The organism is Microbacterium phosphatis (assembly GCF_049177115.1).
In the GTDB taxonomy this organism is placed as follows: Bacteria; Actinomycetota; Actinomycetes; order Actinomycetales; family Microbacteriaceae; genus Microbacterium; species Microbacterium phosphatis.
In genome coordinates this window covers 210,001-222,957 of sequence record NZ_CP185370.1, presented here as the reverse complement: position 1 = coordinate 222,957, position 12,957 = coordinate 210,001, and the positions used below count along the sequence as shown (strand labels likewise).

Below are 12,957 nucleotides of genomic sequence, written 5' to 3'. Positions count from 1 at the left end.
CGGAGGTCCCGATGCCGAACGAGCTCGGCGAGTTCCTCCGCGCGCGGCGCGCCGACGCCGCCCTCGCCCCTCCCGCGTCCGCGGGAGCCGGACGGCGCCGGATCAGCGGGCTGCGACGCGAGGAGATCGCCACGCTGGCGGGCATCAGCGTCGACTACTACGTGCGCCTCGAGCAGGGCCGCGAGACTCACCCGAGCGATGCCGTGCTGGACGCCCTCGCCCGGGTGCTGCGGCTCTCCGCCGACGGCCGCGAGCACCTCCAGCGCCTGCGGGACGGCGGGGCCGCACCCGCGCGGCGCGCCGACGACCCGGGCCTCGCCGCCCGCATGGCCGCCCTCGTCGCGGCGGTCGGCCCGCGCCCGGCCTATGTGCTCGACCGCCTCGGCAACATGGTCGCCGCCACCCCCGAGGGGCTCGCGCTCTACGACGGCTTCGCCGAGCTGCCCCCCGGCGAGCGCAACACCTGCCGATACCTGCTCACCGATCCGCGAGCGCCCCGCACCTTCGTCGAATGGGAGGACCTGGCGCGCGGCGCCGTCGCGCACCTGCGCGCGGCGAACGCGGCCGACCTGCAGGATCCGGCGCTGCGCGCGCTGGTCGCGGAGCTGAGCGAGGCGAGCCCCCGGTTCGTCGAGTGGTGGGGCGAGCACGTTGTGGCGCGGCGCCGCGCCGCCGCCACGCACGTCCGCACCGCGGGCGGCGAGGTCGTCGCGCGCCGCTTCGAGGTGCTGCACCTCCCCGAGGACGGGCTGCGCATGACCATCTGGCTCGACGCGGCGTGACCGCTGCCCATCGGAGGGAACCCGCTCCAGGCGCTACCGTGACCGGGTGATCACCTTCGATGCGCGCCCGCTGACCGAGCCCGTCGACGAGGCCGAGGTGGCACGGGCCGATCGGGCCTACAAGGCGAGCAGCCCGCGCTCGGGCGCAGGCATCGCCGCGATCGTGATCCTCGCCGTTGTAGTGGTGGTCTTCCTCGGCGTGGGGTCGCTGTTCGCGGTGGTGGGCGTCGCCGTGGCGTCCCAGGGCGGCGAGCAGCTCCCCTGGACGGCCGCGGTCCTGCCGAGCATCCTCGTCGTCGTCGCCATCGGGGCGGTGATCCTGGCCGTCGTCTCGGCCCGCCGCAGCAGGGAGCGGCGGTACCGGCTGGCGCGCTTCGCCGCGGCGAACGGCATGCAGTACCTCCCCGCGCTCGCCTCGCCGCAGCTGCCCGGCATGGTCTTCGGCAGGGGCAGCAGCCGGCAGGCGCACGACCTCGTGCGCGGCACACGACCCCGCTTCGTCGAGTTCGCCAACTACCAGTACACAACCGGGTCGGGGAAGAACCGGACGACGCATCGCTGGGGGTACATCGCCGTGCACCTCGACACCCCGCTGCCGCACATCGTGCTCGACGCCCTCGGCAACAACGGCCTCGGGCTCTCGAACCTGCCGATCACGCTCGCCCGCGGCCAGCGCCTGAGCCTCGAGGGCGATTTCGACAGCCACTTCGCGCTGTACTGCCCCGAGGGATACGAGCAGGACGCGCTCTACCTCTTCACGCCGGACATCATGGCCCGCTTCATCGACAGCGCGGGCGAGCTCGACGTCGAGATCGTCGACGACTGGCTCTTCCTCTACACGCGCCGGCAGGTGTCCACCACGGATCCGGCCAACTGGGAGTGGCTCTTCTCGGTCGTGGGCGCGCTGATGGACAAGCTCGACCAGTGGGGCCGGTGGCGCGACGACCACCTCGCCGCGCAGGCGGCGAGCCCGCTCGGCAGCCCCGTCGCGGGCGACCCGACGGGCGCATTCGCCGCCCCCGCCGCTCTGATCACCCCGCCGAAGGGCGTGGCCGCGCCCGGTCGCCGCCTGAAGGGGGGCTTCTCCTGGTCCTTCGCCGTGGTGCTCGCCGTGGTGATCCTCTGGCAGTTCGGGGCCCCGCTGCTCCAGGCCCTCATCGGCAGCCGGTGACGAGCGACCCATGAGCATGCCGAATCCCCTCCCCTCCCCGGCCCCCGTCGGGCGCTACCCGTTCGAGGCGCGTCCGCTGACGGATCCGGTCGACCCCGCCGCCGTCACGCGGTTCGAGGACGACCTGCGGCGCCGGTTCCCGGGGCTCGGGCCGAACATCGCCGTCCTCGTGGTCGTGTGTGTGCTCGCGGTGCCGTTCCTGCTCGTCTTCTTCGCGATCCTGGGCATGATCCTCTCGACCTTCGTCGCGGTCGGGTTCGGGCTGATCGCGGTGCCGTTCGCGGTGTTCGTCGCGGCCGTCCTCGGGCTGATGGTCTGGCTGATCGTGCGGCAGGTGCGCGGCCGCTCCCGCGACCACCGCTATCGGCTCGACGCCTTCGCCCGCGCGAACGCGATGCACTACGTCCCGATGCTCGCGAACCCGAACCTGCCGGGCCTGATCTTCTCGCAGGGCGGCGACCGGCGGGCGACGGATCTGCTGCGCGGCGAGCAGCCGCGGTTCGTCGAGTTCGCCAACTACCGGTACACCACGAGCGACGGCAAGAACTCGACCACCCACCACTGGGGCTACGTCGCGATCCACCTCGGCACGCCCCTGCCGCACATCGTGCTGGACGCGGTGGGCAACAACGGGATGCTGGGCTCGAACCTGCCGGCGTCGTTCGATCGCCAGCAGCGCCTCAGCCTCGAGGGCGACTTCGACAAGCACTTCACGCTGTACTGCCCGCAGGGCTACGAGCGCGACGCGCTGTACCTGTTCACCCCCGACGTGATGGCGCGATTCCTCGACCGCGTCGGGCAGCTCGACGTCGAGATCGTGGACGAGTGGCTGTTCCTCTACACACGCCGCCCGGTGTCGACCACCGATCCGGCGAACTGGGCGTGGCTGTTCTCGGCCGTCTCGGCCCTCATGGACAAACTCGCGCAGTGGGAGCGCTGGCGCGATGAACGCCTCGCCGCCGAGACGGGGTCCGCGCCGCCGGTGCCGGCGGGGCTGGCCGCCGCCGCGCCGCTGCCGTTCCACACCAGCGCCGCGACCCCTCCCCCGCCGGCACCCGCGTGGCCGGGACCCAAGGGGGTCGCTCAGCCGGGGCGCCGCCTCCGCCGCCGCATCCCCTGGGTGGTCATCGTGGTCGTCGGCGTGGTCCTGCTCCTGCTGGCGGCGCCGCTGCTGCTCGCACCGCTGCTTCTGCTGCTCCCGTCCTGACCCGCCCGCGGGCGAGCCCCGCGCACGGGCGATCCCCACGCGGACCACGGAAGAGTCAGGGCCCGGATCTGCTCCCCCGAGGATCCGGGCCCCGCGCGGTCGAAGGGGCCTCCGAACCGCACAGCCTGACGCGGGGCGCCCCCCGGCACCCATCACGTCGGCGACGTCTTCACTGAAGAGACGCATCGAGGGCGGATCGGTTACGCGGTTCTCAGGAAGAAATTCTCACGGCCGGTCGAAGGGCCGCAGGATCCGGTCGAGGAAGCGCCGGGTGCGCTCGTTCTGCGGGTTGGTGAAGATCTGCGAGGGCGCCCCGTGCTCGGCGACCACTCCGCCGTCGAGGAAGAGCACCTCGTCGGCCACCTCGCGCGCGAACTGCAGCTCGTGGGTGACGACCACCATCGTCCAGCCCTCGTCTGCGAGTTCCTTCATCACGACCAGCACCTCGCCCACGAGCTCGGGATCGAGCGCGGAGGTGGGCTCGTCGAACAGCAGCAGGTCGGGCTTCAGCGCGAGCGCGCGCACGATGCCCACACGCTGCTGCTGCCCGCCCGAGAGCTCGTGGGGGTAGGCATCGCGCTTGGCGGCGAGGCCCACCCGCTCGAGCAGCTCGTCGGCCTGCGCGACCGCCTCCGCGCGCGGCACGCCCTGCACACGCACCGGGCCCTCGATCACGTTCTGCAGCACGGTGCAGTGCGGGAAGAGGTTGTGGTGCTGGAAGACCATCGCCGAGCGGTCGCGGATCGCGAAGCGCTCCTGCTTCGCGAGGCCCCGCCCGAAGTCGACCGAGGGGCCGCCGTCGAACGCGAGGGTGCCCTGGTCCGGCGTCTCGAGCCCGTTGAGCGAGCGCAGCACGGTGGTCTTGCCCGACCCGGACGGGCCGATGAGGGCTACGACCTCGCCGCGGCGCACCTCGAGGTCGACGCCCTTGAGCACCTCGTGGTCGCCGAAGGCCTTGCGGAGGCCTTCGACCTGCAGCAGAACGGGTCCGTCAGTGCGCGACATAGCGATCCAGCCTCTTCTCCATCCGATCCTGCAGGGCGGCGAGCACCGTGCAGATCGCCCAGTAGATCAGCGCGGCCTCGAGGTACAGCGTCATGAACTCGAAGGTCACGGATGCGATCTTCTGCGCCTGCTTGAACATCTCGGTGACGAGGATCACCGAGGCCAGCGAGGTGTCCTTGACCAGCGAGATGAAGGTGTTCGACAGCGGCGGCACACTCACGCGCGCGGCCTGCGGCAGGATGATCCGGCGCAGGGTCGTGACGTTCGACATGCCGATCGTGTAGCCCGCCTCCCACTGCCCCTTCGGGACGGAGAGGATCGACGCGCGGATGATCTCGGCGGCATAGCCTCCGACGTTCAGCGAGAACGCGATGACGGCGCTCGGCCACGGGTCGAGGGTGAGACCGATCGAGGGCAGGCCGTAGAAGATCAGGAACAGCTGCACCAGCAGCGGCGTGCCGCGGATCACCGAGACGTACGCCCGCCCGATCCAGGACAGCACGGGGTTCGCCGACATCCGCAGCAGCGCGACCCCGAGCGCGATGACGAGCCCGATCGCGAACGAGATCAGCGTCAGCGGGATGGTCCCGATCAGGGCGCCCGACAGCAGCGGCCAGAACGAGTCGAGGATCAGCTGCCAGTCCATCTGGCTCCCTCCGTGGTTACCGTACGGGCGTTGACTAGCCTCGCGCGGGATTACTAGTCCAGCCTGGACTAGTAATCCCGCGCAGGACTAGTCGACGCACATGCGGAGGCCCCGCGGCGGCGAACCGACCGCGGGACCCGCTGCGGTCACTTCGAGACGTCGGCGCCGAAGAACTCCTGGCCCAGATCGGCGAGCGTGCCGTCCTCGGCCAGCTCGGCGAGGGCGCCGTCGACGGCCTCGGCGAGGTCGTCGTTGTCGTTCGTGAAGACGAAGGCCATCTCGCCGGCCTCGGGGGTCTCGGCGGCGATCTTCACGCCGGTCTCCGGGTGCTGCTTCGTGTAATCCAGCACGGTCAGCTCGTCGTTGATCGTGGCGTCGATGCGGCCGTCCTCGAGGAGGGCGACGGCCTGCGCCCAGCCCTCGACGGGCTCGACGGTGGCGCCGGACTCCTCGGCCAGGGCGCCCCAGTTGCTCGAGAGCGACTGCGCGGTCGTCTTGCCGTCGAGGTCATCGAAGGAGGTGATGTCGGTGTTGTCCTCGGGGACGACGATCACGCCGGGCGAGACCGTGTACGGCGTCGAGAAGGTGTACTTGGCCTTGCGCTCGTCGTTGATCGTGACCTGGTTCGCGATGGTCTCGAAGCGGCCCGCGTCGAGACCGGCGAAGATCGCGTCCCACTGCGTCTCCTGGAACTCGATCTCGACGCCGAGCTTCTCGGCCACCGCGCGGGCGACCTCGACGTCGTAGCCGGTGAGCTCGCCGGCGCCGTCCTTGTGGAAGCTGAAGGGAGGGTAGGTGCCCTCGGTGGCGACGATCAGCTTGCCGTCCTCGAGCGCGGCGGCCGCGGCCTTCTCGCCCGCGGGCTTCTCGGTCGCGGCGGGCTGCGCGGAGCAGCCGGCGAGCGCGAAGAGAGCGACGGCGGACGTGGCGACGGCGATGCGGGTGAGGCGCATGAGGATCCTTCGTGAGGCGCGGTGAGGTGCTGTGGGGGGGGTCGGGCGATCAGCCCGTGAGATGAAGCTCACCATCGGGAGCTCCATCTGTCGAACCCAGGTGACGCCGTGTTTCTTCCCGCGCCCGGGCCCGTCGGCTCTCACGCAGCGGGAGAGCGGGTCCGGGCCGGGATCCGCGTCGCTCGCCGGCTAGCCGCGCACCGCGGCCAGGGCGGCAGCCGCCGCGGCCGACCGCGCGGCCGAGAGGAGACCGCCGTGATAGATCACGAACTCGGTGATCCCGGCGCGCGCGAGGGCCTGCCAGCGCTCGGCGAGCCCGTCCGGATCCTGCGGGGGCATCGCCTGCACGTACGCCCCGACCGCGGCGCCGCTGCCGGAGGCGAGGGCGGCGACCGCCTCGGCGTCGAGCGCCCCCGCGGCCGGATCCGACAGGATCAGCGCATCGACGGGCAGCGGCCCCGGCCCGAACGTCGTGAACGAGCCGGTGCCCCAGCGGTCCAGCCCCGCGTGCACGGTGAGCCGGGCCCCGCCCGCCGCGTCCGCGACGGCGTCGAGCATCCGCCGCGTCGCCGCGCGCCGCCCCGCCAGCACGGGGCCCGCGAGGTCGCCGAGCGCCTCCTCCACCGACTCCGCACCGGATCCGACGGCCCGGCGGATCGCGCCCGCGAGCTCCGGATCCTGATCGCAGGCGGCGCAGGTGCAGATCGACAGCAGGTCCTCGTCGACGCTCGAGCGGATCACCCTCGAACGCTATCGGAGACGGATCGGGGCGCGTCGCCCGCCCTCAGCGGGGCTCCGGGGCCGCCGCCGGTGCCGCCGGCAGCGCACCCCCGCGCAGCAGCACCGCGGTGACGAGCCACAGCGGCCCGGCGACCCCGAAGGCCGGGATCAGCCCCGGCACCAGGTAGTACGCCGCAGCGAGCGCGGCCGCCGCGCCGAGCGGGGCCAGGGCCGCGAGTGGCCTGCCGAGCAGCAGCACCACGGCGCCCCGGATGACCGCGAGGGGGCGCGCGTCGAAGTGCGCAGCGAGCGGCCACACCAGCACCCCGAGTGCCGCGACCCCGGCGCCGAGCATCCACAGCACCCCCGCCACGAACACGCCGATCGCGCCGTCGCCGGCCGCGCGCATCACGCGCTCCTCGATCAGGATCAGGGCCCCCGCCGCGGCGAGGATCCATCCGAGCGCGTTCGCATGGCGGAACTGCCCGCGCCAGTGCCGCGCGAAGTCGCGCCGCAGCTCGCCCCACGACCCCTCCGCGGTGCGACCGAGCGCATCGCGGCGCGCGATCGCGGCCACGGCCGCCGTCGCGGGGAACACCCCGAGCACCAGGCCGCCGCGCAGGGTCCACCCCAGCCACAGCGCATGCAGCTGCACCAGCCGCAGCAGCACGTCGGCGATCCGGAGGTGCACCGCGAGCAGCCGCGACGTCCCCGGTCCGGACCGGTCCTGCCGCTTCCCGACGGCCGGCGCGCTCATCCCTTCACCGATCCGATCATCACGCCCTTGTCGAAGTAGCGCTGCAGGAACGGGTACAGGATGATCAGCGGCAGCGTCGAGACGACGATCACGCCGTACTTGATCTGGTCCGCGAACCGCTGCCCGTACTCGCCTCCGCCGGATCCCCCGGATCCGCCGGCGCCGCCCGCGAACGCCTGGTTCGAGAGCAGGATGTCGCGCAGCACGATCTGCAGCGGCTGCTTCTGCGCGTCGCGGACGAAGATCAGGCCGGTGAAGAAGTCGTTCCAATGCTGCACGAGGTAGTACAGCGCGATCACCGCGATGATCGCCTTCGACAGCGGCAGCGCGATGCGCACGAAGAACTGGAAGTACGAGGCGCCGTCGAGCATCGCGGCCTCGAACAGCTCGTTCGGCAGTGAGTTCTCGAAGAAGGCCCTCGCGATGATCAGGTTGTAGACGTTCAGCGCCGACGGGAGGATGAACACCAGCCAGTTGTCGAGCAGCCCGATGTCCTTGTACAGCAGGTAGGTCGGGATCAGACCGCCCGAGAAGAACATCGTGAACGCGAAGAACAGCATGATCGGCCGGCGCCAGATGAACTCCGAGCGCGAGAGCGCGTACGCGGCGGGCATCGTGACCACGAGGTTCAGTGCGGTGCCGACGAGGCTGTAGACGAGCGTGTTGCGGTAGCCCGTCCAGATGCGCTCGTCCTGCAGGATCTGCTCGTAGCCGAACCAGCTGATGCCCCGAGGGAAGAACACCACGTCGCCGGTGGCGACGCGGGCCGGATCCGAGATCGACGCGATGATCACGAAGAACAGCGGATAGATCGTCACGATCACCACGAGCGTGCACAGGGTCACCACGATGGCGGTGAAGAAGAGGTCGAGCGGCCGCTGTCGGCGCAGGCGCGAGAGGCGTGTCATGGGGTGTGCTCCTGTCACCACAGGCTCGTGTTCGCCACGCGCTTGGCGATCTGGTTCGCGACCATGAGGAACACGAAGTTGATCACCGTGTTGAACAGGCCGATCGCAGTCGAATAGCTGAACTGGCTGCTGAGGATGCCGATCTTGTAGACGTAGGTCGCGATGACCTCCGAGACCGGGAGGTTCAGCGGGTTCTGCATCAGGTAGATCTTCTCGAAGCCCGTCGCGAGCACCCCTCCCATGTTCAGGATCAGCAGCACCACCATGGTGGGGACCAGCGCCGGGATGTCGACGTGCCGGATCGTCTGGAACCGGTGCGCGCCGTCGATCTTGGCCGCCTCGTACAGCTGCGGGTCGACGCTCGACAGCGCGGCGAGGTAGATGATGCTGTTCCAGCCGCAGTGCTGCCACACGTCGGAGATCACGTACACCGGCACGAAGGCGCCGGGGTCGCCGAGCACGTTGACATCGGCCGCGCCGAACATCTCGAACAGGCGCGTCAGGATCCCGGTGGTCGGCGACAGGAACACCTGCAGCATGCCGACGATCACCACGATCGAGATGAAGTGCGGCATGTAGGTGACGGTCTGCACAAGGCGCTTCGCCCGGGCGTGAGCGATCTGGTTGACCGTGAGGGCGAGCAGGATCGGCGCGATGAAGCCGACGACCAGCGTTGTGAGGCTGATCACGACGGTGTTGCGCATCAGCGTCCAGAACAGCGGCGACTCGAAGAACTGGATGAAGTACTTCATCCCCACCCAGTCGCCGCCGGTGATCCCCTTGGCGAAGTCGAACTCGCGGAAGGCGAGCTGGATGCCGTACATCGGCACATAGGCGAACAGCACCGTGAAGGCGATGGCCGGGGCCAGCATCACCCACAGCTGCCACGAGCGGGCGGTCTTGAGGCGGCTGCCGCGGGGCAGCCAGGCGGGGGGACGGACCCTGCCGCCTTCCGGCGGCAGGGTCGTCACGAGGCGCGTCGTCGTCATCCGGCGTCGAACTCGTCGTAGTACTTCTGGTGGATCTCGATGTTCTGCGTGAGTCCGGCGCCCTCGACCTGGGCGACGTAGTCGTCCCACTGGTCCTCGATGCCGCCCTGGGTCAGCCACTCGGCGAACTTCGTCTGCGTCAGGTTGAGGATCGTCGTGTTGTTGAGCGAGATGGTGTTGAGGTCATCCGCGCTCATCTTGATGAACTGGAACGGGTAGACGTCCTTCTTCAGGTCGATGTTCGCGAGCGCGTCCGCGAGAGGGGCCGCCTGGTCGCGGGCCTCCTGCAGGTCGGTGGGCAGCTCGACCTCGATGTCGTCCCTGATCCACATCGGGCCGTTGTCGGCGAGCGACGACGTCCACTTCCACGTCGACGGATCGCTTGTCCCGTCGGCAGGCGGCAGCACCTTGTAGGTCGAGTCGTCGACCTTCTCGACGTTCGGCCCGATGTCGCCGAAGAGCACCTGCACCGACATGTCCTGGTCGTAGAAGGCGTTGATCGCGGCGAGGGCGGCCTTCTTGTTGTCCGAGTTCGCCGACATCGCGATCTGGTTCGCGGGGTAGTTCTCGCCGTAGCCGTCGTAGCTCCACGCGACGGGGTCGCTCTGACCGGCGGACGCCTGCAGCGGCGCGGTCGCCGTGTACTGCGACGCGAGCTGCGCGCCGAAGCGGTCGGATGCCGTCCAGCCCCAGCTGAAGCCGACCGCGGCGGTGTCGCCGTCGCCGCGCGCGACCGATTGGTAGGCCGAGTAGTCCTGGGTCATGACCTCCTTGGAGATGAGCCCCGCGGCGTAGGCCTTGTGCAGGAACTCCAGGAGCTCGCGGTAGCGGTCGTCGACGAGGAAGTTGCCGACCGTGCCGTCCTCGAGGAAGTAGCCCGTGCCGCCGCCGCTGGCCACCGCCAGCCCCAGGCTGCCGAGCATCACCGTCGGCTGGAAGTACCCGAAGCCGCCGGTGCCGACCGGGCTCCAGTCCCACGGGATCTCGTCGTCCGGGTCGCCGTTGCCGTTGGCGTCCTCGTCCTTGAACGCGACGAGCACGTCGAACAGCTCGTCCCAGGTGGTGGGCACCTCGAGGCCGAGATTGTCGAGCCACTGCTGGTTGATGTACTGGTGCGTGACCGTCTCGGGCCAGAACCGCTTGTAGCCGGGGACGCTGTAGATCTCGCCGTCGGTCTGCGTGGCCATCTGCTCGAGCAGCGGCTGCGCCTCGAACATGTCGGCGACGTTGGGCAGCTCGTCGTCGGCGATGTGGGGCGCCAGGTCCTCGAACAGCGAGCCGTAGGTCGCCAGATCCGAGTCGGTGATCGCGTTGGTCCCGACGATCAGGTCGGGGATGTCGCCCGAGGCGAGGATCGTCGACTTCTTCTGGTCCCAGTCGGCCGACACCTCCTGCCACTCGATCTCGACGCCCGCCTCCTTCTCGAGGTCGGCGACCCACGCCATCTTCGACATGTCCTGCGTGAGCGGGTGCTTGATGACGAGCACCTGCAGGGCGCCCCCGGTCTGTGCGGCTTCGTCGCCGCCCCCGCCGCCCGTGCAGGCGGTCAGGACGAGGGATGAGAACGCGACGGTGGCCGCCAGCGCGAGACCGCGGCGCCGTGCTGCCGGCTCGCGGAACGTGGATGAGAGCACTGAATCCTCCTTGATCTGGTGCAAGCCGACCGGCGGTGGTCGCCCCGCCGGTCAGCATAGGGAGATTGGTTCAGCGTTGGCAACGACAAGACAGAAAATGGCGTGCGAACGCCATGGGCACGCCTGCCCGGTGGTGGGCGTGAGTCAGCTCGAGTCGCGCACAACGAGATCGGCGCCCACCAGCACCTCGCGCGGGGCGCCGGTCTCGCCCTCGATGCGCTCGCGGAGCAGATGCACCGCGGTGGCCGCCATCTCGTCCGTGCGGGGGCTCACCGACGTGAGCGACGGCACGAGGTACGCACCCTCGACGGTGTCGTCGAACCCGGTCACGGCCACGTCCCCCGGCACCCTCACTCCGCGCATCCGAAGCGCGCGCATGGCGCCGATCGCCATGGCGTCGTTCACGCAGAGCACCGCGTCGAAGCGCTGTCCCGAGGTGAGCAGCGCGATCATCGCCTCGAAGCCCGATGCCCGGCGATCCCAGTCCGAGCCGTAGGCGATCAGCGCGGGGTCGAGGGCGACGCCGGCCTCGGCGAGGGCGTCGCGGTAGCCGTCGTAGCGCGCCCCGCCCGGCGGGACGTCGTCGGCGCCGGTCCAGATCAGCGCGATCCGGCGGCGCCCCTGTCCGAGCAGATGCGCGGTGAGCTGGCGGAAGCCCTCGTACTCGCCCATCACAACGCGATCGAACACCCGAGTGGGGCGCGACCCGAGCTGCACGGTGGGCCGGCTCGGCGGCGTGCGGTCGAACAGGTCGTCGCGCAGCCAGTGCGGGCAGACGATCACGCCGTCGACGTCCTGCGCGGCGGCGACGGCGCGCAGCTCGGCGTCCTGGTCGGCCGCGATCACCAACGTCGAGCTCATGCCCGCGCGCTCGATCTCGAGGATCAGACGCTCCGCCGTCTCGGCGAAGTAGGGCTGGTGGAGGTCCGGCACCACGACGGCGATGCGCCCCGTGCGGCCGGAGGCCATCTGACGGCCGGCGGGGTCGGCGACATAGCCCAGCCGGGCGATCGCCTCCTCGATCCGCGCTCGGGTGGCCGCCGAGGCGCCGGGGCGTCCGAGCACCACGTTCGAGACGGTCTTCGCCGAGCACCCTGCCTCGCGAGCGACGTCGTCGAGGGTGGGGCGGGTCATCCGAGCACCGTCCCGAGCGTCGACTCGCGCCGGATCAGCTCGATCGGCGTGGGTCGGCGGATTTCGACCGGGCGGCCGGCGAGGCGCGCCTCGAGCGCATCCAGGGCCTCCCGCGCCAGCACGGGATAGCCCGGGTCGACCGTGGTGAGGCTCGGGGTCGTGTAGCGGCCGTCCTCCGTCGCGCCGAACCCCGTGATGGCGATGCGCGCCGGCAGCGGCACCCCGCGACGTGCGAGCGCGGAGAGGAGACCGAGGGCGATCTCGTCGGTCTCGCAGAGCACCGCATCGGCGTCGGGGTGGTCGCCGAGCAGCGTCTCGGCGGCCTCGGCGCCGGCGGCACGCGAGTCTTCGCGCAGCGCGAGCACCGCCACCGGCGGCTGGGGCAGCGCCCGGCGCACGGCGTCGATGAGGGTCGTGCCACCGTCGGCCTCCTCCGCGCCGCCGGCGGGCTCCCGCGGCGCGAGGCCGAGCAGCACCACGCGACGGCGCCGCATCGTCGCGACGTGGCGCACCAGCACACCGGCCGCCGCATCCAGGTCCGATCCGACGCGGCCGGGCCCGCGGTGGGCGCCCTGCACCGTGACGACCGCACCCGGCGCGGCATCCGGCGAGACCCCGGCCGCCGCCTCGCCGAGCACCAGCACGCCGTCGTACAGGCGGCCGCAGGAGGCGAGCACACGCGCGGCGCGCTCGGGGTCGTTGTGCGTCGGCTCGAGCCCGACGGCGAGGCCGCGGCGGCCGGCCTCGGCGGCGAGCGCCTCGACGAGCATCGTGGTGGAGGGGTTCTCGAGCGATGAGACCGCGATGGCGATCCGGTCGGTGCGCCCGGTGCGCATGGCACGGGCGCCGCCGTGCGCCACCCAGCCCAGCTCGGCGATCGCCCGTGTGACGCGTTCGACGACCTCGGGGCGCGTGTGCGGCTCATGGTTGACCACGCGCGAGACGGTCTTCAGCGACACGCCGGCCGCGCGCGCCACATCCGCCATCGTCACCGCCATTCGATCAGAGTACTGCCGCGGGATTCCCCGCCCGGGGCGGCCGCGGCCCCTGC

The 12,957-nt window shown here is 71.1% G+C and carries 13 protein-coding genes; 3 read left to right on the top strand and 10 right to left on the bottom strand.

The window, feature by feature from the left end:
- The first annotated feature begins 11 nt into the window (after window positions 1–11).
- The 3 genes from ACOKGD_RS01040 to ACOKGD_RS01030 are packed head-to-tail and all read left to right on the top strand — an operon-like array spanning window position 12 to window position 3,160.
- A complete protein-coding gene (locus ACOKGD_RS01040; protein ID WP_342336198.1) occupies window positions 12–782 on the top strand; it encodes a helix-turn-helix domain-containing protein in 771 nt (256 codons plus the stop codon).
- 46 nt (window positions 783–828) lie between these two features.
- A complete protein-coding gene (locus ACOKGD_RS01035; protein ID WP_342336197.1) occupies window positions 829–1,953 on the top strand; it encodes a hypothetical protein in 1,125 nt (374 codons plus the stop codon).
- 10 nt (window positions 1,954–1,963) lie between these two features.
- Complete coding sequence (locus ACOKGD_RS01030; RefSeq protein ID WP_342336196.1) at window positions 1,964–3,160, top strand: hypothetical protein; 1,197 nt, start codon at window positions 1,964–1,966, stop codon at window positions 3,158–3,160.
- A 225-nt stretch (window positions 3,161–3,385) separates the two neighbouring features.
- Here the strand turns inward: ACOKGD_RS01030 and ACOKGD_RS01025 are convergent, their stop codons facing one another.
- The 10 genes from ACOKGD_RS01025 to ACOKGD_RS00980 form a co-directional block, all read right to left on the bottom strand.
- Window positions 3,386–4,165 (bottom strand): amino acid ABC transporter ATP-binding protein, encoded by a 780-nt coding sequence (locus ACOKGD_RS01025; protein WP_342336195.1) that lies wholly within the window; start codon window positions 4,163–4,165, stop codon window positions 3,386–3,388.
- Window positions 4,152–4,811 (bottom strand): amino acid ABC transporter permease, encoded by a 660-nt coding sequence (locus ACOKGD_RS01020; protein ID WP_342336194.1) that lies wholly within the window; start codon window positions 4,809–4,811, stop codon window positions 4,152–4,154. The genes ACOKGD_RS01025 and ACOKGD_RS01020 overlap by 14 nt, the downstream gene beginning before the upstream one ends.
- A 146-nt stretch (window positions 4,812–4,957) precedes the next feature.
- Window positions 4,958–5,764, bottom strand: a complete 807-nt coding sequence (locus ACOKGD_RS01015) for an amino acid ABC transporter substrate-binding protein (RefSeq protein ID WP_342336193.1) — start codon at window positions 5,762–5,764, stop codon at window positions 4,958–4,960.
- 189 nt (window positions 5,765–5,953) lie between these two features.
- Window positions 5,954–6,505 carry a hypothetical protein gene (locus ACOKGD_RS01010; protein ID WP_342336192.1) on the bottom strand — a complete coding sequence of 184 codons (552 nt, stop codon included), beginning with the start codon at window positions 6,503–6,505 and terminating at the stop codon, window positions 5,954–5,956.
- Between the two features lie 43 nt (window positions 6,506–6,548).
- Window positions 6,549–7,241: a YesL family protein gene (locus tag ACOKGD_RS01005; RefSeq protein WP_342336191.1), complete on the bottom strand. Its 693-nt coding sequence runs from the start codon at window positions 7,239–7,241 to the stop codon at window positions 6,549–6,551.
- A complete protein-coding gene (locus ACOKGD_RS01000; protein WP_342336190.1) occupies window positions 7,238–8,149 on the bottom strand; it encodes a carbohydrate ABC transporter permease in 912 nt (303 codons plus the stop codon). Before ACOKGD_RS01000 ends, ACOKGD_RS01005 begins: the two co-directional genes overlap by 4 nt.
- A gap of 14 nt (window positions 8,150–8,163) precedes the next feature.
- On the bottom strand, window positions 8,164–9,138 hold the full coding sequence (locus ACOKGD_RS00995; protein ID WP_342336189.1) for an ABC transporter permease: 975 nt from the start codon (window positions 9,136–9,138) through the stop codon (window positions 8,164–8,166).
- Window positions 9,135–10,772: an ABC transporter substrate-binding protein gene (locus ACOKGD_RS00990; RefSeq protein WP_342336188.1), complete on the bottom strand. Its 1,638-nt coding sequence runs from the start codon at window positions 10,770–10,772 to the stop codon at window positions 9,135–9,137. Before ACOKGD_RS00990 ends, ACOKGD_RS00995 begins: the two co-directional genes overlap by 4 nt.
- A gap of 144 nt (window positions 10,773–10,916) precedes the next feature.
- Entirely contained in the window at window positions 10,917–11,906 is a 990-nt protein-coding gene (locus ACOKGD_RS00985) for a LacI family DNA-binding transcriptional regulator (protein WP_342336187.1), read from the bottom strand.
- Window positions 11,903–12,904, bottom strand: coding sequence for a LacI family DNA-binding transcriptional regulator (locus tag ACOKGD_RS00980; RefSeq protein WP_342336186.1), 1,002 nt, complete (start codon window positions 12,902–12,904; stop codon window positions 11,903–11,905). The genes ACOKGD_RS00985 and ACOKGD_RS00980 overlap by 4 nt, the downstream gene beginning before the upstream one ends.
- Window positions 12,905–12,957: the final 53 nt, after the last annotated feature.